Below are 22,949 nucleotides of genomic sequence, written 5' to 3'. Positions count from 1 at the left end.
GATATTATAGATTTGATTTATATTTCTTCTGATTCTACATTTGTTCCAGAAAAAATAAATAATACATAAATCTATTAATATGATCAAAAGAAGTTTAGTATTAGGGTTAGCATTTTTATCTACAATTGGATTTGCTCAACAATTAACGACTAATACAGGAGCGCCAGTAGGGGACAACCAAAATTCTAAAACTATTGGAAACAATGGACAAGTTTTATTAGAAGATATTCATTTAATTGAAAAATTAGCTGCATTTGACCGTGAACGTATTCCAGAACGTGTTGTTCATGCACGTGGAGCTGGTGCTTTTGGAGAATTCGTCGCTTCTGCTGATTTTTCAGATGTTACCATGGCTGATTTCTTATCTCAAGCAGGTAAAAAAACACCTTTATTTGTACGTTTCTCTACAGTAACGCACCAACAAGGTTCTCCAGAAACTTATCGTGACCCTCGTGGATTCGCTGTAAAATTTTATACAGAACAAGGGAACTACGATTTAGTTGGAAACAACTTACCAGTTTTCTTTATTCGTGACGCGATTAAATTCCCAGATATGGTACACGCATTCAAACCATCTCCAATTACAAATGGAGCGTCTGATGCAAACCGTGTATTTGACTTCTTCTCTAATTTACCAGAGTCAACACACATGTTAACTTGGTTATTCTCTGATTACGGAATTCCAGCAAACTACCGCCAAATGGAAGGTAACGGGGTTCACGCTTACAAATGGGTAAATGCGAATGGAGAAGTAACTTACGTTAAATATAAATGGGTTCCTCAACAAGAGGTGAAGAACTTAACGCAAGAAGAAGCGGATAAAATCCAATCAACTGCAATCGAACACGCTACATTAGACTTACGTAACGAAATCGAAAAAGGAAATTTCCCAAAATGGGATTTATACGTTCAAATGTTAAAGCGTGAAGATTTTGATCAATTAGATTTTAACCCAGTGGATGTAACGAAAGTTTGGCCAGAATCTGTAGCGAAATTCGTGAAAGTTGGTACCATGACTTTAAATGAAAATCCAACGAACTACTTCCAACAAGTAGAGCAAGCTGCTTTCTCACCTGGTACATTAGTACCTGGAATCGAGGCATCTGAAGATAAATTATTACAAGGTCGTTTATTCTCTTACTTTGATACACAACGTCACCGTTTAACGGGGAACTTCCAACAAATTCCTGTAAACGCGCCTAAGAACAATGTGAAGACGTACAACCAAGATGGTTACATGTCTATCCTTGAGCAAAAAGGGGATGTAAACTATCAACCATCTACAAATTTACCAGAGGTAAAAGATAACGCTAAATTCAAATATTCTAAATCAGTTTTCCCAGCAGGAACAACAACTGCTCAAGCGACTATTGATAAAGAAAACAATTTTAAACAAGCGGGAGATTTATATAAATCATTCTCTAAGAAAGATCAAGATAATTTAATCAAGAACTTATCAGGCGCTTTAAATTCAGTTCAGAATAAAGTAATCGTTCACAAAATGATTGCTCACTTCTACCAAGCAAATACAGCGTATGGAACTCGTTTAATGAAGGCGACTAATACTTCTATGAACGATGTAAAACAATACTTACCAAAATAATTTCAAGTGGATTGGAGTCGATTGAGTTCGGCTCCATGACTTTCAACAAAATCAAATCATCATGAAAAAAATATTCTTATCATTAGCTTTCGCATTAACTTTTAACTTTGTTAATGCACAAGATTTATTCGCTGCAGCAAGAGCAAATAACGTTACTGAAATAGAACAATTGATTCAAAATGGTCAAGATATTAACCAAGCTAATAATAGAGGATTTACACCTTTGATTTTAGCCGTTTATAACAATAATAAAGAGGCTGTAAAATTATTATTAGAGAAAGGGGCAAATCCCAATGTACAAGATCAATCCGGAAATAATGCATTGATGGGGGCAGCATTTAGGGGTTATCCAGAAATGGCTAAATTGTTAATTGAACATAAAGCAGATGTTAATCAAGTCAATTTCAATGGTGCATCATCTTTAATTTTTGCTGTAACTTTTGGTCAAAATGAAATTGCGAAAATGATTATTGAAGCTGGTGCTGATTTATTTATCAAAGATAATAGTGGTAAAACTGCTAAAGATCACGCTATCCTACAAGAGAATAACGAAATTTTAAAATTCTTAAAATAACTGAAGGTGGATAATTAATTCACCTTTTTTATTGCGCAATAAACACTGGAATATTTACTTCGTGTCTTAATTTGTTAATTGTTTCACCAAAAACAAAATCTTTTACGCCTTTATGGCCATGTGATCCTACAATCAATAGATCGGCATCGTGTTTTTTACAAATCATTGTAATTTTCTCTATTCGATTATTAAAGGCAAGCTCTACATCTGTTGGATGATGAATAGAGTTGAAATAGTCAGCATATTTTAATAACCGTTCCATATCAGATTTAGCTTCTGCGTCATTGGTTTCTTCTCCTGTATATTTAACTTGTGCATTTTCTACAACATGTACTAATACTAATTTAGTTTGTTCCTTAGAAAGTTGTTTAGCGTATTTAAGAACTTTATAATCAGAAGTAGAAAAATCTAAAGCAACGACGATTGTTTTAAACAGAATTGGTTCAGCCGATAATTTTTCGATATTTAATGCAGAATCATGAATATGATGATGGTTGAATTGTTTTTTACTGACTAAAGGATAGATGATTGTTATAGCTAAAAGGGCTAAAAGTGCAGCTGAAATTGAAATCAACAAAATAGTTATCCAAATAGAATTTAAATCAGTAATCCAATTCGACACTTCATCGTAGACCAATTTAATATTTAAGATAGAGATTATTATTGCAATTAACCAACTGCTGATTTGCAGTAAGGGTTTGATTGCGAATTCACCCATTTTCTCTTTATCACTCACAAAATGTATCAAAGGAATTACCGCAAATGCTAATTGCATACTTAATAAAACTTGAGAAAAGATTAATAATTCCCCTACCTTACTTTCCCCAGCAATTAATATGACTAAAACTGCAGGTAGAATAGCAATGCAACGTGTAAGTATGCGTCTTAGTGTAGGATTAATTCGTAAGTGTAAATAACCTTCCATCACAATTTGCCCAGCAAGTGTTCCAGTAACCGTAGAACTTTGTCCAGCTAAAATTAAAGCAATTGCAAATAGTTTTGACGCCCAAGCTGTACCTAGCATTGTTCCTAATAAATTATATGCATCTTCTAATTCTGCTACATCATTCATTCCGTTTTGATGAAAAACTGTAGCCGCTAAAATCAGAATAGCTGCATTAACTAAAAATGCTAAATTCAATGCTATTGCACTATCCCAAAAATTATATTTTAAAGCTTTGAATATAGATTTTTTGTCTCGTTTAATCTTTCTTGTTTGTACAAGAGCCGAATGCAAGTAGAGATTATGAGGCATTACAGTAGCTCCAATAATACCTATACTAATATATAAAGCAGTTTCATTTGGTAATGATGGAATAAAACCTTTGGCCACTTCATTAAAATTAGGTTGAGCAATAAACATTTCGGTTAAAAAACATAAACCAATTAATGTAATTAATCCGATAATAAATAATTCCATTTTGCGCATCCCTAATTTTTGCAGGTATAGCAATAAAAAAGTATCTAAGAAACTTATAGTCACCCCATAAATTAAATCTAAACCAAATAGTAATTTTAATCCGATAGCCATTCCTAATACTTCAGCTAAATCACAGGCAGCAATAGCTATTTCGGCCAATCCATATAAAAAATAATTTACCCATTTAGGGTATGTTTCTCGATTACATTGAGCTAAATCTTTTCCTCTTACAATTCCCAATCGTGTACATAGACTTTGCAAAATCAAAGCCATAACATTACTCATTAACAAAACCCAAAGTAATGCATATCCAAATTGGCTTCCGCCTGCTAAATCTGTTGCCCAGTTACCAGGATCCATATAACCAACACTTATTAAATATGCAGGACCAAAGAAACCAAGTATTCTTTTGATAGTTGATTTCTTTTTTGTTAAGTCAACGCTTTCGTGTACGTCATCTAAAGATTTAGATTGTTGGGACATATAAAAATGTTTTTAAATAACAAATTTATACAACTATATATGGAAATAAACATTAATTATCAGAAATTTTAATAGAAGTTAAATTAATGGAGGTTTGATAAAAATCAATAAATCAATTAGTTATTTTTTAGACTGATTTTTAATTAATCAATTCGATAAATAATAGACATTTCGATTGTTGATTTTTTTGAGAATACGTATATTTAGCTAAAGAAATATAATTTTCAAGAGAAAATATTTAATCGAACTAACATCTAACTTATGGCTACTCCATTTGTGATTACTCAAGAGCAACTTGAGCAAGAGAATATTGAGATTACAAGACGTTACAAAGAGATGTTGAAAAACACCTATGTAAGTTTGTCTGATGAAGATAAAAAGTTAATCCGTAAAGCGTTTGATTTAGCTGTTGAAGCACATAAAGATCAACGTCGTAAAACGGGAGAACCCTATATATATCACCCAATTGCGGTAGCGCAAATCGTTTCTGATGAAATTGGTTTGGGGGCTACATCAATTGCTGCTGCCTTGATGCATGATGTTGTAGAAGATACAGAATATACTTTAGATGACATCGAAAAGTTATTCGGTAAAAAAATTGCTAAAATCATCGATGGTTTAACGAAGATTTCCGTTTTAAATAAACAAGATGTTTCGATTCAATCGGAGAATTATAAAAAGTTATTGTTAACCTTATCAGAAGATGTTCGTGTTATTTTAATTAAGATTGCCGATCGTCTTCATAATATGCGTACGCTTGAAAGTATGCGTGAGGATAAACAACTAAAAATTGCCTCAGAGACCATTTTTATATATGCGCCATTAGCTCATCGAATGGGATTGTATAACATCAAATCTGAGTTAGAAGATTTAAGTTTAAAATACACTAAACCCGAAGATTATTATGGTATTGAGCGCAAATTGACGGAAACGAAACAAGAACGTGAAAAATACATTAATGATTTTATTTCAGCCTTAAAGGAGAAATTAGATGAGGAAGGTTTAGAATTTGAAATTAAAGGACGTTCTAAATCGATTAATTCGATTTATCGTAAAATGGTAAATCAAGGAATTCCCTTTGAAGACGTCTACGATTTATTTGCTATTCGGATCATTTATCGTTCAGATCGTAAAAATGAAAAATTTTTAGCATGGAAAATCTATTCCATGGTTACCGATTTGTACATTCCTAATCCCAAACGAATGCGTGATTGGATTACACAACCCAAAACTACTGGTTATGAATCTTTACATGTAACTGTGATGGGCCCACAAGCGCGTTGGATTGAAGTTCAAATTCGTTCGGAACGTATGGATGAGGTTGCTGAGATGGGGATTGCTGCCCATTATAAATACAAAGAAAATTATAGTGAAGAAGATACCAAGGTAGACGAATGGATTCACCAAGTGCGAGAGATGCTTGAGCAAGAGGATACGAAAGATGCCATCGAGTTTATGGATAATTTTAAGTTCAACTTGTATTCGAAAGAAATTTATGTCTTTACGCCTAAAGGTGATTTACATTCCCTTCCAAAAGGAGCGAGTTCATTGGATTTTGCTTATTCCATCCATTCCAATGTTGGAGATCGATGTTTAGGTGCAAAAGTCAATGGAAAATTATCTCCTTTATCCTATAAGCTCCAATCAGGAGATCAAGTGGAAATTATTACATCTTCGCAACAGAAACCAAAATTAGAATGGTTGGATTATGCCATTACATCTAAAGCACGTAGTAAAATTAAAGCGTCTTTAAATTCAGATAAGCGTCGTGTAGCGGAAGATGGAAAAGAAGTATTGATCCGTAAGTTACGTCATTTAAAAGTTGATTTTTCAGAACAAACAGTCAATCAGTTGCAACAATTTTTCAAATTAAGTTCAAGTTTGGATTTATTTTACAATGTTGCGATGGGAATCATCGATAACAACGAGTTACGACGCTTTGCCGATAAAAACACTGGTTTTACAGGGTTATTTAATCGTTTAAGAAAAACAACGTTCACTTCGTCGCCAAAACCGAGAGCTGAACAGCCCGTAGTCGATAAATCAAAGCTAGATAGTTTAGTTTTTGGTAATGATGAAGAAAAGTTAGATTATGAGATTGCATCTTGTTGTAATCCTATACCAGGCGATAAAGTGTTTGGATTTATCACCGTATCGAAAGGGATTAAAGTACATAAAGTGGATTGCCCAAATTCAGTTTCTTTACAAGCCAATTATGCTTACCGAATCATTAAGGCCAAATGGATTGATTCGACGATTCAAGAATTTAAAGCCCTTGTGGAATTAGAAGGAATTGATCGTCCTGGGATGGTTTCTGATATTACCTTGGTCGTTTCTAAGAACAACTCTTTAAATATGCATAGCATCAATCTTTCAGAAGAAGATGGAATTTTCAATGGTAAAATCACCCTTTCTGTCAAAAATAAATCGCAGTTAGAAGATGTTATGAAAGAATTGGAACGAATAGATGGTATTCAAACGGTAAAAAGAACCTATAAAAATTAAGAAATGAAATCCTTCTCAGTCGTTTTATTTTTGATTTGTAACTTACAAGTTTTTGCTCAAAATCCCTTAAAAAAAGAGATTAAAAACGAATCATTGTTACAACAATCAAATCAAATTAAAAAAGTTAATCCACCTACATTTATGGTTGATGGTGTTCTTAAAGATTTGAAGGATACCGTGAAAATTACATTCGATTTAATTAAAACAATAGAAATTGTAAAAACAGATCCAAACTACCCAAATGGATTGGTAAAAATTACAATGAAAAAAGAATGAAAAAAGTCCAATGAATGCGTTGGACTTTTTTGTTGAGACAAGTAATAAAGGCACAAAGTTACAGAAATCTTTTAGAATAAATCGTATGATTTTCGTTAAGAAATAAGGCAAATCCGTATTAATTTTACACCCCGAAAACAAACAACACACAATGAACTCAAAGAACTACAATCCCATCGAAGAAGTATTAGAAAAAGTAAAAGCGAAAGGAGGCTGGGTAAATGCTCACTCTCATTTAGATCGTGCTTATTCTTTAACTTCTGATACATTTGCTTTATCCAATTCATTTTTAAAAGAAAAATGGCATTTAGTAGATGACATGAAACGTAAATCGTCAGTAGATGATATTTATTTCCGTATGGAGAAAGCGATTACTTACATGTTAGAGCAAGGGGCACAAGCCATTGGATCATTCATTGATTGTGATGAAGTTATCGAAGATCGTTCTATTCAAGCGGCACAACGTTTAAAAGAGAATTACGGAAAAGACATTGAGATTCGTTTCGCGAACCAAGTTTTAAAAGGAGTAATTGATCCTAAAGCACGTCAGTGGTTTGATTTATCAGCGGATTTTGTGGACATCATTGGAGGTTTGCCTGCGAAAGATTTTGGTCGTGAAGATGAGCATTTGGATATTTTATTATCAACTGCAAAAGCTAAAAATAAGTTGGTTCATGTACATGTGGATCAATTCAATACAGATGAAGAGAAAGAGACCGAACAATTGGCTCGTAAAACCATCGAACACGGGATGCAAGGAAAAGTATCTGCAGTACACTCTATTTCTGTAGCTGCACATCCAAGAAAATACCGTTATGAATTATACGAGTTGATCAAACAAGCAGATATGCATATCATTTCTTGTCCAACTGCTTGGATCGATCACAACCGTACAGAACGTTTAGCGCCATCTCACAATTCAGTAACACCAGTAGATGAAATGATTCCAAGAGGAATTAACGTCGCTTTTGGTACAGATAACATTAACGATATCTATAAACCATTCTCTGATGGGCATTTACTGACAGAATTACGAGTGATGTTAGAATCTTGTCATTTCTATGATGTAGATAAATTGGCAGAAATTGCAACGGATAATGGATTAAAAGCCTTAGGAATTCAAAAATAAAATGTATATTTATACAGAAATTTAATAATCTCGCTTTATGCGGGATTTTTTTTGGAAAATCTTAAAATTACTACATGATGAAATTAAATGTTAAAAATGAATCGTCTAAATTAAAATCAGTTGTTCTTGGTCGAGCAGAATCGAATGGTCCGGTACCAACTTTAGAGGAAACATTTGATGCGAAATCCTATGAATCAGTATTGAATAATGATTTTCCGAAGGATGAAGATTTAATTCGCGAAATGGCTGAATTTGAACAGGTACTTAAAAAATACGATGTTGAAGTATTACGTCCAAGTTTAATTGAAAATTGCAATCAAGTTTTTTCAAGAGATGTGGGATTTGTTATTGATGATGAATTTTTTGTCTCGAATATTATTCCGGATCGTGAGCCTGAAGTAGCAGCCTATCAACATATCAAAGAGAAATTTGCAGGCAATAAAATTACATATTTACCAGAACACATTTATGTTGAAGGGGGCGATGTTATTCTTTATAATGATTATATCTTTGTAGGAACGTACAATCAACCGGATTTTAAAAATTTTAAAACTGGTCGTACGAATATAGAATTTGTTGATTTTATTCGTCATAAATTTCCAAATAAAAAGGTATTGAATTTTGATTTGAAAAAACACGATACCAATCCTTATGAAGGAATTTTACATTTAGATTGTACATTTCAACCTGTAGGAATTGATAAAGCCATTATTTATAAAGATGGTTTTTTGTTTGAAAAGGATTATCAGCAATTGGTAGATATTTTTGGTAAAGAAAATTTATTTGAAGTAACTAAAGAAGAAATGTATTGGATGAGTCCAAATGTATTTTCAATTTCTCCTGATGTGGTGGTAATTGAAAAGAATTTTGTACGTTTAGCCGAACATTTGGAAAATAGATGGGGGATACATGTAGAGCCAATAAATTACCGAAATATTTCTAAGATGGGTGGTTTATTAAGATGTTCTACTATGCCTTTAATTAGAGAATAACATGAAAAGAAAACAATATACAAATACCATTTTAATGGTTGAGCCTGTGAATTTTAACTATAATCCACAGACTGCTGTAAATAATTATTTTCAACAAGAAGCGAACGAAGAAGCAGATGCTATTCAGCAAGAAGCTTTAACCGAATTTAGAACGATGGTTTCTACTTTGCGTTCGAAAGGAATACAAGTGCTTACAATTCAGGATACTCCAATTCCACATACGCCTGATTCAATTTTTCCGAATAACTGGATTTCTTTCCATGAAGACGGAACTGTTGTTTTATATCCTATGTATGCGGAGAATAGAAGACAAGAACGCAGAGAGGAGGATGTTTTATCATTTTTAGAGGAAAAGGGATTTAACATAACGGATGTTTTAGATTTTACAACTGCTGAAGAAGAAGACATTTTTCTTGAGGGAACAGGAAGTATAATTCTGGATCGTGAAAATGATATCGCTTATGCAGCAATCTCTCAACGTACTGATGAAGAATTGTTTATAGAATTTTGTGAGGAATTAGAATATACTCCAGTTATTTTTACGGCTAATCAAACGGTAAATGGTGAACGATTACCCATTTATCATACCAACGTTATGATGTGTATTGCGGATCAATATGCCATTATTTGTTTAAGTACGATTGATGATAAAAAGGAACGTAAAAATGTAGTCGAAAATTTAAAAGATTACGGCAAAGAAATTATTGCAATCAGTGAAGAGCAAATGCATCAATTTGCTGGGAATATGTTGCAAGTAGGAGGGATGGGGCAATCGTATTTAGTGATGTCGCAAACAGCTTATGATTCTTTAACTGAAGATCAAAAATCTGCAATTGAAAAATATAATCCTATTTTACCTGTAAAAATAGATACAATTGAAAAATTAGGAGGGGGATCTGCACGTTGTATGATGGCAGAAGTATTCTTACCAAAAATATAAATCGAATTTTAGAAAAAAAAGCGTTCAATCATTGAACGCTTTTTTTATTATTTGTAATTCTGCTTATACTTATTGTATTGTTGTAACGAATCTTTATATTGTTTTTCTAACATTTGGTATAAATCAGGTTGATTCTGTAAAATCCCTTTATACTTTAAACGTTCTTTTTGAAAATAGGCCACTTGTTTTGTAATGACTTTACGATAAGCATCTTTGTCTTTACTTTTTCTACGGTTTAATTCTTCAACATCCTTTCTTGCTTTTCTGGCATATAATTCTTGTAAGTTCCACACGAATTGATATTCTTTTAATAATTCATCGTGTTTAATTGACATCCAAGAGTGCGAAGGATCCATGCGATTGTAAATTTTGTAAACCGGAAGTTTGCCCGTCTCTTCAGTTATTGTCCAAGAAATTTTTGAAGCAAATTCGCCTTCTGGAGATTTTGTAACTTTTCCTTTTCCTTTAAAATCGTTAAAAGTTAATTTCTTTTCAGACCAATCAATCATTGGTTGTTCTTTCGTTTGCTGTGCATCAACTGTTATGGGTTGAATGATACTGAAAAATAATGTTGCTAAAGTGATAATCATAATTTAATGTCAAGTATAGTTGTATAACTCATATTCTAACGATTTATTATCTATTGAATTAAAACACTTCCGTTAATAAATCTAAGCGCATCCCGTGTGAGCCTTTGATTAAAACATTGTCTGAATATTCAAAATTGGATTTAACATAATCTTCAAAATCTTTACGGTTTTCGAACTTTTTAATTCGATCTGATGTAACCGTTGTTTTCATAAAATGTTGACCTAATAAATAGATCTGATCAAATCCATAGTTAATTGCTTGATTTGCAATATTATTATGTTCATCTTCAGAAGATGCTCCTAATTCAAACATATCTCCAAGGATTACCGTTTTACTGCCTTCGAACGTTGAAAAATTCTTTAATGAGGCTTCCATACTCGATGGATTTGCATTATAAGCATCCATTACAATTTTGTAATGTTCTCTTTCGATGATTTGTGAGCGATGATTTGTTGGCGTATAATTTTCAATTCCTTTTTTAATTTGATCCAAAGTCAAATCAAAATGTTGGCCCATTGCAATAGCACAAGAAATATTACTAAAATTATAAGAACCTGTAAGATTGGTTTGAATTCGAATTCCATTTACTTCAACCGCTAGATAATCGGATTGTTCTTGAATAGGAGTAATGATGTATTGTCCCGAGTGGATGCCAAAAGTAATACGATTAAAATCTTCCGTTTTTTCAACTTGAATTTTATCTTCAAGATTGACAAAAGCGGTTTTATTTTTCGTTCTTAAAAAGTCATACAACTCTGATTTTCCTTTAATTACGCCTTCAATACCGCCGAATCCTTCTAAGTGTGCCTTCCCAAAATTGGTAATATAACCATAGTCTGGTCGTGAAATTGTACACAATAATTCAATTTCTTTTTGGTGATTCGCACCCATTTCAATGACAGCAATTTCAGTATCAGAAGGAATAGAAAGAATAGTTAATGGTACACCAATATGATTGTTTAAATTTCCAAATGTATAATGAACCTTATATTTTTCTTGTAGCGTAGCGGCAATTAATTCTTTCGTTGTCGTTTTTCCGTTTGAACCAGTTAATCCAATGAATGGGATTTTCAAATAATTACGATAGGCACGTGCTACATCTTGTAAAGCAGTAAGACCATCGTTTACATAAAAAATATTTTTTGAGGCATCTTCATATTCTTTTTCATCTACAATGGCAGCAATCGCACCTTCCTTAATTGCTTGATTAGCAAATTGATTTCCATTAAAATTTGCTCCTTTTAATGCGAAGAAGATTGAGTTTTTTTCGATTTTTCTAGTATCAGTAGTTACCTTTTTGTATTTTAAAAATAACTCGAAAATAGATTGTGTGTTCATGAACTAAAGGTATAAAAAAACTCGGTTCAATGAACCGAGTTTTTAGAAAATATTGCTTGAGATTATACACCTCTTCTTTTACGTTTTGACTCTTTTGTACCTTTGAAGTCTTGAGCAACACGGAATCCAATCCATGATGTAGCTTCAGCTTGGTGCATATAACGTCTTTGACCTGGATCTACCCAATAAATTGGATCTCTCCATGATCCTCCTTTTACAACACGAACCTCATCTGATAATTCAGTTGTTCTTTGAGAACCATCTTTTTCTAAGACTACTTTTCCGTTAGCGTCTACAACAAAACGACGAACTGGAGAGTTGTACATATCATCAGTAGATTTTTCTTCACTATTCGTTAAGATTAAAGAAGAAGAAGAATCACCATCACGGAAGTTACTATAATCTTTTACCACTTCTTTTTTGTAAGAACCTGGTAAACCTTTGTAAACTAAACGACCATTATTTAATGTATCGTATTCCATGTTTGTTGCATCATATTTAACAAAACCTCCGTTACCATTATCAATTGTTGATTTGTAGTTATTTCCACGGAAGTAGTTGAAATCGTTTGCTTCATCATCGATGATAGGGCGGTAGATATCAGCTGTCCATTCGGCAACATTACCTAACATACCATAAACTCCGTAATCGTTTGAAGCAAATTTCTTCACATCATTAGTGATTGCAGATCCATCATTTCCGAAACCTCCAATACCAGAATAATCTCCACGACCTTGTTTAAAGTTGTCTAAATATTGACCACGGTTTTTACCTTTTTCTGTACGGAAACTGTTTTGATTAACTTCTTTTCCTTTGTTTTGGTTGAACTCACGGTTTCCAGCTAAACCTAATGCTGCATATTCCCATTCAGCCTCAGTAGGTAAACGGAATTCTTGAACATCATTAGAACGTGTTAAACGGTTAGCATTTTGAATACGTGTGTTAGTCGATTTAATTTGATACGTCTTTAATAATTTTGTCGAATCAATCGCTTCACTTACGTTTGAATCATTCTTTTTATACTGTTCAGTATTGAATGTTTTCTCTCCGTAGTTATATTCTTCGTTTGAATAATAGTCTTTTGCTAAGATACCTTTATCCATTAACGCTTTCTCATTGGCACGGTCTGTTAACCAATCACAGTAGTTAACTGCTTGTAACCATGTGATTCCAACCACTGGATAATAGCTAAACTCTTGTGAAAACATGTAACTTTCTGTAGAGAAGTTATCACGTGATAATGAGTTGTTAAAGATTGATTCATCAGGCAACGCACTGTTGTAGATATCTTTGTATAATTCCTCTTCCGGTGGGAAAACTACTTTTAACCAAGTTAAGTATTCACGATATTCGTAGTTTGTTACCTCTGTTTCACCGATGAAGAAGGAATTAACTTGCATACGTACTGGAGAGTTATTCCAATCACGCATTACATCATCCTTAGTAAGTCCCATTGTGAAAGATCCTCCCTCAATGTAAACCATACCAGGCCATCCTTTAATATTTTTTTGTTGTTTCCCGGAAAAAAACCATCCTTTGCTATCATTTGGTTTCCAACCTGTACGGCTTGTGAAATTTTTTGTTCCACCACCTTTTTTCTTTCCACCACTTGATGCACAACTCACAAAAGTTAAAGAAGCTGCAGCAAGTACTAAAGAAAAAATACGTCCTTTATTCATTTTCATAGAATACTTATGGTTTTCAAATATTAAATTTATTGCAAATAAAAGCATTTAACAGCAATTTAACAAAGCTGTTTGCTACATTTATTTAACTCAAACGAAATATTTAATTTTTTATTTTATAAATCTAAAAATATATTTGTTCAATATACGTTTTCTTACAATGAAGAGATACTTTGTATTAGCACTTACACTGTTAAATTATGGTCATTTATTTTCTCAAAGTTATAAAATTAATTGGGAAAAAAATCAAGAATACTCATTAACGAATGGACAAAAAATTGAAGTTCCATTTTTTAATAATTCAGCTCATTATGCTTTAAATGAGTATTATATGCCGAATTATACCATTATTTTTAATGAAGCGTATAATCAAGTCTCAATTGAGAATGTGCAAACTTCTCCATTATCGGCTCAAGAATTAATCACTTTTAGAGGGTATGAATTAGTGAGCGAAAAAATTAATTTTTCAAGTTCCATTTTTTTTGAAAAAAATCTTAAAAAAACATTCATAAATGTTTTTCCATTTGTTAAAAAAGGGGGAGTTATCCATCGAATAGATGCGTTTTCTGTCGTTAAAAACAATATAGATTTAAGATCAAATCAAAATCGTCAAATTTTTGATGATTCACGTCAAAGTGTTTTAGCGAATGGAAACTGGTATAAAATTAAGGTTGATAAATCAGGTGTCTTTAAATTGGACAAACGTTTTTTTACGACCCATGGAATTCCAACAACAGGATATCATTTATCGACATTAAAGATATATGGTAATGGAAATGGTCGTTTGCATGAAAATTTAACTGAGTTTAGATATGGTGCTTTACAAGAAACTCCTATCGAATTTGTAGGAAGTGAAGATAATTCATTTGATGAAGGAGATTATATTGCATTTTATGCAAAAGGCCCTCATCAATGGTATCGACAAGCCAATTCAACTTTAGCGGATGTATTTTTACGTTTTAATACGTATGATGACTATTCTTATTATTATATCACATTTGATGGGAATGCGGGAAAACGTATTGCCGAAAGTACAACTTCAGGAGATGTAAGACGTAGCTTTACTACATTTGATGCTTATCAATTTCACCAAAAAGATTCTTTAAATATCAATCAAGTGGGGCGTCAATGGGTTGGTGAAATGCTGAATGGAAGTAATTCTTTTCGTAAGAACTTTAAAGCCAATCAAGCGGTTGTAAATGAAGCGGCTTTTTTAAATTATTCCATCGTTGGTAAGAATGCTCAAAATACAGTGGCTAATATTACCATTAATGGTGCAAATCCAAATTCGATTAATTTCTCTACTGGTACATTCAATCGTTCGAACAGGGCAAATTCAATTTCCAGTAAATGGTAATGAATTTAACGTTGATGTTTCATATACCAATTCATCAAATCCTGCGGGATTAGCGTTTATTGATTATTTCGAATTAAAATATAAAGATCAACTTCACTATTTGAATCAACAATTTGAATTTCGACAATTGACGAATCTAAATGATGGTGCAGTATACGGATTTAATTTTACGAATGATACAGGTGTAAAAGTGTGGGATGTCTCTGATATTTCTTCGATCAACGCATTATCAAAAACTCAAAACACCTATAAATATCAATCCAACGCTACAAACTTTTTCAATGAATTTGTGGCTTTTAAACCAGAGCATCTTTATGATGATGTGGCTTATGTGGGGCGTGTAAATAATCAGAATATAAGAAATTTAGAAAATGTTACTTTAGCCATCATTACACATCCGAGTTTAAAGGAACAAGCATTACGTTTGGCTCGATTTAGAGAAGAATACAATGGTATTAAAGCAGCAGTTGTAACAACTGATGAAGTGTATAATGATTTTTCGTCGGGAAGTAAAGATCCTATTGCGATTCGTGATTTTCTCAAACATTTAAAGGATAACGGAAATCCTTTAGAATATGCGATTTTATTCGGAGCAACGACCTATGATCCGAAAGACCGTGTACAAGGGAATATTAATTTAGTTCCATCCTTTTACAATTTAAATTCAGAATCTTTAGAAAATTCAAGTACTTCGGATGATTATTTCACGATGATAGGTGACGGAGTAGTTTTTGCGGGGAATGCGGGGAATGGAAGCTATGATTACAATGCCAATAATTTGCAACTAGCCATTGGTCGTATCCCTTCTACAAATCTTTCGGAAGCTAAAACCATGGTGGATAAAATTATTTCCTATTATCAAAAGATTCCTAATAAAGGAAATTCTTATGGTGATTGGCGTACTAAAATTGTTGCCATTTCAGATGATCCAGAATATGCATCCATAGAAATTAATACACCAAAGTTTGATCGCGACATTAATACTGTTTTTGATCAAGAACGAAATAAGTTTTATGCAGTTAATAAGTTATTTATTGATGCCTATCAACCAGAACAAACTTCAGCTGGTCTGCGTTATCCCGTCATTAATCAAACGATAACCAATAACCTGGAGTTAGGGACTAATTTTATGATGTATTACGGTCACGGAGGTCCACGATCTTGGGCGCAGGAACGTATTATTACTGGAGAAGAATTGGCCAATCTGACGAATTTTACGAATACCTATTCTCGTGTACCTATTGTAGCAACCATAACTTGTGATTTTACGGTTTGGGATTTGCCTCAATATGATTCTGCAGGAGAAATGATGTTAAAAAATGCCAATGGTGGAGCATTATCTATGCTAACAACGAATCGTCCGATTGGAACCATCTATGGATCAGCTTTCAACTCCTATTTATTGAATGAATTATTTCGTGAAAATAATCACCAAAATATTTCAACCGGTAAAGCATTAATGGAGGCGAAGAAAAATTATAATGTGACATCCTTAGATCACAGTAAGGTCAATTTATTAGGAGATCCAATGGTTGCCGTTTCGCGTCCAAAACAAGATGTTCAGATTACTCGATTCAAAGTCAATGGTGAAGAAGTTGATTTCAATTCTCATCAAATTAAAGCGTTAGATTTCATCGAAATTGAGGGTGAAGTTTTAAAACCAAATGCTCAATTGGATGAAACTTTTACAGGAAATATTCAAAATATTTTATACGAAAAGCCTGTTACAAAACCTCTACGCAATAACAAAGGTTTTGCGAATTTTACACCTTATTCTTTTACGGAAGAATTTAAAACCATATACAAAGGGACATCTAAAGTAACCGATGGGAAGTTTACCATTAAATATTATGTACCGAAAGATATCAATTATGAATTAGGCGATCGTAAATTGGTGCTTTATGCTTATAGTGAACAATCTGATGCTGTGATGCATACCAAAGTAAAAGTAGGTGGCTTGAATGAAAATGGTTTGAATGATAATGAGGTACCACAAGGAAAACTTTACATGAATAATCTAAATTTCGCCAATGGTGGTATTACAGATCGTGATCCATATTTGATTGGGTGTTTAACAGATAATACAGGAATTAATGCTACTGGAGCTAGTATTGGGCATGATATCGTAGCGACATTGGATGGTAAAATTCAGGAAGCTTATGTGTTGAATGAATATTTTGAGTCAGGTGACAGTAATCCATGTGTCAATAAATATTATGACGATTACCAAAAAGGCCAAGTAATTTATCAATTAAAAAACCTTGAATTAGGTCAGCATCAAATAGAGATGAAATTCTGGGATATTAATAATAATTCGAATACCGCAACATTAGATTTTGTTGTTCTAGAAAATGGATCGAATGAGATACGCATTGATAAATTATTAAATTGGCCAAATCCATTTACACACAATACGTTCTTCCATTTTGAGCATAATTGTGATACTGAATTGGATGTCATGGTTCAAATTTTTACCGTATCGGGTCGATTGGTAAAAACAATACGTCAAACAGTTTCAGCAGAACCATTTCGTGAAGGTTACCGAACAGGTAAATATGCCATAGAATGGGATGGTTTAGACGATTTTGGAGACAAAATTGGAAAAGGAACCTATTTGTATAAAGTGAATGTAAAAGGAGTGAACTCAGAATTATGTAAAGGGAATGCGACAGCTATTGAACGCCTTGTGATTTTAAAATAAATGATTTTATGAAGGTTAACAATAATAAAAATAAAATCACGTTACAAATATGATGTACAGATGTACTCATAACCAATGAAATACTAACCTAAATTATAGTTTTGTTAAAAAAGTTTGTTAACTTAACGAAACAATATTACAAAAGGAGTGTATATTTACAGACTTTTTTGACTTAAAAACTATAACAAAACTATACATAAGATACGAATGAAAAAGATTACAAGTAGCTTAATGGTGTTAATGTCTGTGGCGTTATTTGCACAGGAAATCCCAAATGAACCGAATCCAATTTTAACAGGTGCACCGTTCTTAAGAATTTCACCAGACGCCCGTGCAGGATCTTTAGGAGATCAAGGGGTTGCAACATCAGCGGATAATTTTTCACAATACTGGAATGCGGCTAAATATGCATTTAGTAAAGATTATTCAGGTGTGGCATTTACATATACACCTTATATGAGTTCATTAACAAGTGATGTATTTTTGTTAAATGCGAACTATTTTACTTTCTTAGGTACAGAAGAACGCAGTACTTTAGGCGCTAGTATTTACTATTTTAATATGGGTGAAATCGAATTAAATAGTTTAAATGCTGCAACTGGACAAATTGTTAATGAAGGTTTAGCTAAGCCCAATGAATTTTCGATCGACTTATCGTATGGTTTAAAGTTAACTGATAATTATTCGATGGCCGTTACGGGTCGTTTTATTCGTTCGGATTTATACAATGGTTTAAATGATGCGACTGTTCAACCTGCGAACACTTTTGCAGTGGACGTTGCAGGTTTCTACCAGTCTGAAACAATGAGTACGAATAATTTTGATGGTAAATTCCGTGCAGGTTTCCAAGTTTCTAACATTGGACCTAAATTGGATTATTCAAATCAAGAAGATAATTCATCATATTTACCAACAAACTTACGAATTGGAGCAGGATATGATTTTAAATTCGATGATTACAATAAAGTAGCAATTTCTACAGAGTTTTCAAAATTATTAGTTCCAACACCTCAATATGAATTTGATGAAGAAGGTAATGTACGTTACCGTTATATCCCAAATAAAGGACCTATTGATGGAATTTTTAGTTCATTTGGAGACGCTCCAGGTGGAGGGAAAGAAGAGTTAAAAGAAATTACTTATTCTATCGGAGCTGAATATTCATATAATGAAGCATTATTTATCCGTGCAGGTTATTTCCACGAAAACCAAATGAAAGGTGATCGTCAACATTTAACGTTAGGAGCTGGATTGAAATATAATTCATTTGGAATTGATTTCTCGTATTTAATTCCAACATCTAAAACGAATAATGCATTAGAAAATACATTACGATTTGGAGTATCTTGGAACTTTGGTGGAGAAACACAAAATTCATACGATTACTAAAATTATAATTTAAGAGATCTAAAAAGTCAACCATACGGTTGGCTTTTTTTTATTAACTTACATCAAGCATTATTGCATCACATAACCTTAATTTCGTAAAAAATACGATTATGTCAAACGTAGGATTAATTATAGAAGAAAGAGCAGCCGACTTAGGGAATTTTTTAGTGGGGCGCCTTTTACCATTTAATCAAAAAAGAGCAGTTGGACCGTTTGTCTTTATTGATCATATGGGACCAGCTCATATGAAAGATTATCAGAATTTAGATGTTGGCCCTCATCCGCATATTGGTTTATCCACATTAACCTATTTATTTGAAGGTTCTATACAACACAAGGATAGTTTAGGGAATAATTTAGAGATTAAACCTGGAGCTGTCAATTGGATGACCGGTGGTCGTGGAGTTGTTCATTCTGAACGTACACCTGAATATTTACGTACGACCGATAAATCTCTCCATGGTTTACAAATTTGGATAGCTTTACCAAAACATTTGGAGGAAATTGAACCTAATTTTACGCATATTGAAGCAGACGAATTACCAACGTGGTCTGAAGATGGAGTTGATTTTAAATTAATTGCAGGTGAGTATAAGGGATTTAAATCTCCAGTTCCAGTGTATTCTCCATTGTATTACATTGAAATTAAAGCTACAAAAGATGTGAAGGTAAATTTTGGAGATGGATTATATGGAGAATCAGCACTTTATATCTTAGAAGGTGAAGTAAAAGATGAAGGTGAAATATATGGACCAAAGCAACTTTTAGTTGCAAAAAATCCATCATTATGTATTTTAGAAATAAAAGCCCATTCAACTTTATACCTCTTTGGAGGTGATGCTTTTCCAGAAGAACGGTTTATTTATTGGAATTTTGTAAGTTCTTCGAAAGAACGTATTGAACAAGCCAAAGAAGATTGGATCAATCATCGTTTTCCAAGTGTTCCAGGAGATGACGATTATGTTCCTATGCCTGATTATACTAAAAAGAAATAACAAATGTCAGTTAACATTAAAGGAGTTTCATCTGATGAAGCTTTTATTACATCATTAGAAACAAGAGGTTTATCTTTAATTGTAGATGAACCTATCGATAAAGGAGGAAAAGATACTGCTATGACTCCAATGGAATTGATTGGGGCAGCCTTATCATCTTGTACGATTATTACATTACAAATGTATTTTAACCATAAAGGTTGGTCTTATCAATCCGTTGAGGTGGATGTTGATTTTGATTATACCACTTTACCTACCACCTTTCAACGGGTTGTACGTGTAAAAGGGGAGTTTGATGAAAAACAACGTGGTCGAATCGATAAAATTGCCAATGCTTGTCCAGTTCATAAATTATTAGAAAAAGGCCACACGATTGAAACAATAATTCAAGTGGTTTAAAAAATAAAAATAAGAGAAAAAATTTTCTCTTATTTTTTTTAGGGAGTGCTTTAGATACTGTATTGATAGATAAGTTTTAAGCTTTTGTCAATATTAGATTGAAGATAAAATTTATCATTCAATAAAAAGTTAAGATGACCAATGTATTCTTTTGTTTGGCTATAAATGCCTAAATTGCGTAGAATTAAGAAAATTGAGAAAGTGACGCATCAACAAAGAACAAGTATTATTCGTAAAGAGATCTCTCAATCCTATAAAGATCTTAAAGCTAAATACCCTATTCTGAAGCATCAAAATGCTATTGGTTTTGCCATATTTGCCTTCGCAGTAATCGTAAGTTTACTGATGGGCTATCTGTGGTACCAAGGGATGGTTTCGGCTTGGGTTTTAATTCCTGTCAATGCCTTTTTATTTGGTCTATTGCACGAATTAGAGCACGATTTAATTCACTATATGTACTTTAAAAGCAATAAAGCAGTACATAATTTTATGCTGGGATGGATTTGGATTTTACGTCCATTAACTTTAAATCCTTGGTTTCGTCGAACGTTACATTTCCATCATCATCGTTTCTCTGGAACATTACATGATGTTGAAGAAAGAGGAGTAACGAATGGAGAAAAATGGTCGATTAAACGTTTATTATTCTTACCTGATTTAGTCGTAGGGAATTTATTACGTGTTGTAGGGCTTTTTGGGGATATTAAAAGAGAAGTTGAAAATGGTAATCTTAAATTTGAGGTTGCAAATAAATTGAAATTATACGGTGTTTTCGGTTTAATTCCGTTGACTATTATTGCACACGTTTTATTATACATTTATTCAGCCGATGCTGTAGTGAATTTCATTAATGGAATTTTCGATACAAATTTTGTATTACCTACTTGGATTGATAGCGTTTTGCAATGGAGTAATCCAATTATTTATATTGTTTTATTACCAAACTTATTGCGTCAATTTTCATTACACTTTATTACATCAAACTTACATTACTTTGGAGATGTAGAGAAAGGTAATGTAACTGAACAAACACAGGTTCTTACAGTTTGGTGGACATTCCCTTTCCAAATCTTTTGTTTTTTCTTTGGATGGACGCATGCGATTCACCATTTTGTGGTTAATGAAACGTTTTATGTTCGTCATATAGCACGTAAAAAGGCACATGAAGTAATGAAAGCTAATGGTGTTCGATTTAATGATTTAGGAACTTTCCGTAGAGCCAATCGTTATCACGAAACTTCAAAATAAAATAGAATAAAAATATTTTAAAGCGACCCGTTGAGGTCGCTTTTTTTATGCAATAGATTTATATTTCAAACGTTTATATTTTATGTTTAAAAGTTATCCCTTTACAAAATTATTTCTATTATCAATTTTATTCATGATTCTTGGATGGATCTTAAATGAAATGATGTGGGCTGGACATTTACCTTTTAAATTCAATGAAACAACGCTATTTATAGGATTTATTGTAATGTATATAGGCTTCGGTTTGATGGTTGTCAGTTTGATCTTCGGTTTGTTTAAAATAATACGAAATGTCTAAATTCTTTAAATTCCTATTAGGGTGTTCAATTGTTTTATTTCTCTTTATTCAATTTCAACGTTATTTTGATTTAGACTTTATTTCTTTTCTATTATACATCATCGAGATTTTCATCTTAATTTTCGTTCTAATCATGATACTTATTGGAATATATAAATGGATGAATAATCCGAAGCGGTCGCATAAAATTGTTTTATGGATAAGTAGTATTTTATTAGGACTAATCATTTACAAACCTTTCGGATTAATCACAGATAAAATGATTTATGGTGAGAATATTATGTATGCTTATGAAGAAGGTGTAGCAAGTTGTTCTTCTTCATTTTCATTCAAAAAGAATGGGATTTATATTCAGGAATCTTTTTGTTTTGGATCTAGACGGAATGTTGGAAACTATAGTATTACTAATGATACTATTGTTTTGGATACAACTAAAATCAAGCAATTTAAATATGGTGTAATTAATCGTAAAGATTCTATTTTAGAAATGTATTTGACACATCCCAAAACAGCAAATGATTTTGATTCCAAAATGGATTCTATTTTTGTGCAACAGAAAATTGAACAATCTAAAAAATCATATTTTAAAATTTATACGATTAATGAATTATAATAAATATAAATGGTTTATATCAATTTTCATTGTGAAGTTAATTGCTCTCATTGGTATTATAAATTATGGATTCTATCAAATGGATAAAGAAGACCGATATGGAGATTTTTATTATCTGTTGGATGAAGTTCAAGATGGAGATTTTTTAGTTTATTCTACTTATGATAATAAGAATGAATTTAAAAACTTTGGAGTTGTTAATCGATCTTTTTTTAATATAAAAATATACGATTATCAAAATACAATACCTAAGACAGCTTATGATTGGTATGATGATCATTCTATTTATCGCGTAAAATTATATAGACCTAAAAAATTAAATTCTTCTTATTTTCATTTAAACGAAATACAAGATTCTGATCAGTTTGACCTGATTCATCAAACCTACTAGAATAGAAAAGCGACCTTTACGG

The 22,949-nt window shown here is 32.5% G+C and carries 19 protein-coding genes; 15 read left to right on the top strand and 4 right to left on the bottom strand.

The genetic code is table 11. The annotated features are described in order from the left end of the window. Positions 1 to 79 precede the first annotated feature (79 nt). Both AC1QSP_RS03015 and AC1QSP_RS03010 read left to right on the top strand, forming a co-directional pair. Positions 80 to 1,603 carry a catalase gene (locus tag AC1QSP_RS03015; RefSeq protein WP_484079722.1) on the top strand — a complete coding sequence of 508 codons (1,524 nt, stop codon included), beginning with the start codon at positions 80 to 82 and terminating at the stop codon, positions 1,601 to 1,603. Positions 1,604 to 1,664: 61 nt separating this feature from the next. After that, a complete protein-coding gene (locus tag AC1QSP_RS03010) occupies positions 1,665 to 2,177 on the top strand; it encodes an ankyrin repeat domain-containing protein (protein ID WP_484079721.1) in 513 nt (170 codons plus the stop codon). Positions 2,178 to 2,205: 28 nt separating this feature from the next. Here AC1QSP_RS03010 and AC1QSP_RS03005 read toward each other — a convergent pair whose 3' ends face one another. Further along, positions 2,206 to 4,080, bottom strand: a complete 1,875-nt coding sequence (locus AC1QSP_RS03005; protein ID WP_484079720.1) for an Nramp family divalent metal transporter — start codon at positions 4,078 to 4,080, stop codon at positions 2,206 to 2,208. A 261-nt stretch (positions 4,081 to 4,341) separates the two neighbouring features. Between AC1QSP_RS03005 and AC1QSP_RS03000 the strand changes: the two genes are divergently transcribed. The 5 genes from AC1QSP_RS03000 (at position 4,342) to ctlX (ending at position 9,922) form a co-directional block, all read left to right on the top strand. Next, entirely contained in the window at positions 4,342 to 6,585 is a 2,244-nt protein-coding gene (locus AC1QSP_RS03000; protein WP_484079719.1) for a RelA/SpoT family protein, read from the top strand. A 3-nt stretch (positions 6,586 to 6,588) separates the two neighbouring features. Continuing rightward, positions 6,589 to 6,861: a hypothetical protein gene (locus AC1QSP_RS02995; RefSeq protein ID WP_484079718.1), complete on the top strand. Its 273-nt coding sequence runs from the start codon at positions 6,589 to 6,591 to the stop codon at positions 6,859 to 6,861. Between the two features lie 151 nt (positions 6,862 to 7,012). Next, entirely contained in the window at positions 7,013 to 7,990 is a 978-nt protein-coding gene (locus AC1QSP_RS02990) for an amidohydrolase family protein (protein ID WP_484079717.1), read from the top strand. Between the two features lie 77 nt (positions 7,991 to 8,067). Then, complete coding sequence (locus AC1QSP_RS02985) at positions 8,068 to 8,982, top strand: dimethylarginine dimethylaminohydrolase family protein (RefSeq protein WP_484080381.1); 915 nt, start codon at positions 8,068 to 8,070, stop codon at positions 8,980 to 8,982. 1 nt (position 8,983) lies between these two features. After that, the gene (ctlX, locus tag AC1QSP_RS02980) at positions 8,984 to 9,922 is read left to right on the top strand and encodes a citrulline utilization hydrolase CtlX (protein ID WP_484079716.1); all 939 of its coding nucleotides are present in this window, start codon (positions 8,984 to 8,986) and stop codon (positions 9,920 to 9,922) included. 47 nt (positions 9,923 to 9,969) lie between these two features. Here ctlX and AC1QSP_RS02975 read toward each other — a convergent pair whose 3' ends face one another. The 3 genes from AC1QSP_RS02975 to gldJ form a co-directional block, all read right to left on the bottom strand. Beyond that, positions 9,970 to 10,512, bottom strand: coding sequence for a hypothetical protein (locus AC1QSP_RS02975; protein ID WP_484079715.1), 543 nt, complete (start codon positions 10,510 to 10,512; stop codon positions 9,970 to 9,972). A 58-nt stretch (positions 10,513 to 10,570) separates the two neighbouring features. Beyond that, positions 10,571 to 11,851 (bottom strand): UDP-N-acetylmuramoyl-tripeptide--D-alanyl-D-alanine ligase, encoded by a 1,281-nt coding sequence (locus AC1QSP_RS02970; RefSeq protein WP_484079714.1) that lies wholly within the window; start codon positions 11,849 to 11,851, stop codon positions 10,571 to 10,573. Positions 11,852 to 11,913: 62 nt separating this feature from the next. Beyond that, the gene (gldJ, locus tag AC1QSP_RS02965) at positions 11,914 to 13,530 is read right to left on the bottom strand and encodes a gliding motility lipoprotein GldJ (protein WP_484080380.1); all 1,617 of its coding nucleotides are present in this window, start codon (positions 13,528 to 13,530) and stop codon (positions 11,914 to 11,916) included. Between the two features lie 166 nt (positions 13,531 to 13,696). On the opposite strand from gldJ, the gene porU (AC1QSP_RS02960) reads away from it, so the two are divergent. The 8 genes from porU (AC1QSP_RS02960) to AC1QSP_RS02925 all read left to right on the top strand — a co-directional run bounded on the left by porU (AC1QSP_RS02960) (position 13,697) and on the right by AC1QSP_RS02925 (position 22,927). Then, positions 13,697 to 14,893 (top strand): type IX secretion system sortase PorU, long form, encoded by a 1,197-nt coding sequence (gene porU / locus AC1QSP_RS02960; protein WP_484079713.1) that lies wholly within the window; start codon positions 13,697 to 13,699, stop codon positions 14,891 to 14,893. Continuing rightward, the gene (gene porU, locus AC1QSP_RS02955) at positions 14,808 to 17,594 is read left to right on the top strand and encodes a type IX secretion system sortase PorU (protein ID WP_484079712.1); all 2,787 of its coding nucleotides are present in this window, start codon (positions 14,808 to 14,810) and stop codon (positions 17,592 to 17,594) included. The genes porU (AC1QSP_RS02960) and porU (AC1QSP_RS02955) overlap by 86 nt, the downstream gene beginning before the upstream one ends. 207 nt (positions 17,595 to 17,801) lie before the next feature. Next, on the top strand, positions 17,802 to 18,983 hold the full coding sequence (porV, locus tag AC1QSP_RS02950) for a type IX secretion system outer membrane channel protein PorV (RefSeq protein ID WP_484079711.1): 1,182 nt from the start codon (positions 17,802 to 17,804) through the stop codon (positions 18,981 to 18,983). Positions 18,984 to 19,093: 110 nt separating this feature from the next. Further along, on the top strand, positions 19,094 to 19,978 hold the full coding sequence (locus tag AC1QSP_RS02945; protein WP_484079710.1) for a pirin family protein: 885 nt from the start codon (positions 19,094 to 19,096) through the stop codon (positions 19,976 to 19,978). A gap of 3 nt (positions 19,979 to 19,981) precedes the next feature. After that, positions 19,982 to 20,377, top strand: a complete 396-nt coding sequence (locus tag AC1QSP_RS02940; protein ID WP_484079709.1) for an OsmC family protein — start codon at positions 19,982 to 19,984, stop codon at positions 20,375 to 20,377. 174 nt (positions 20,378 to 20,551) lie between these two features. Then, on the top strand, positions 20,552 to 21,625 hold the full coding sequence (locus tag AC1QSP_RS02935) for a hypothetical protein (RefSeq protein ID WP_322969863.1): 1,074 nt from the start codon (positions 20,552 to 20,554) through the stop codon (positions 21,623 to 21,625). Between the two features lie 290 nt (positions 21,626 to 21,915). Beyond that, positions 21,916 to 22,536: a hypothetical protein gene (locus AC1QSP_RS02930; protein WP_484079708.1), complete on the top strand. Its 621-nt coding sequence runs from the start codon at positions 21,916 to 21,918 to the stop codon at positions 22,534 to 22,536. After that, complete coding sequence (locus AC1QSP_RS02925) at positions 22,526 to 22,927, top strand: hypothetical protein (protein ID WP_484079707.1); 402 nt, start codon at positions 22,526 to 22,528, stop codon at positions 22,925 to 22,927. Before AC1QSP_RS02930 ends, AC1QSP_RS02925 begins: the two co-directional genes overlap by 11 nt. The last annotated feature ends 22 nt before the right edge of the window (positions 22,928 to 22,949 follow it).

Source organism: Faecalibacter sp., from assembly GCF_057177045.1.
The sequence above is the reverse complement of the archived record's forward strand: the minus strand, read 5'-3'. Positions and strand labels throughout refer to the sequence as shown.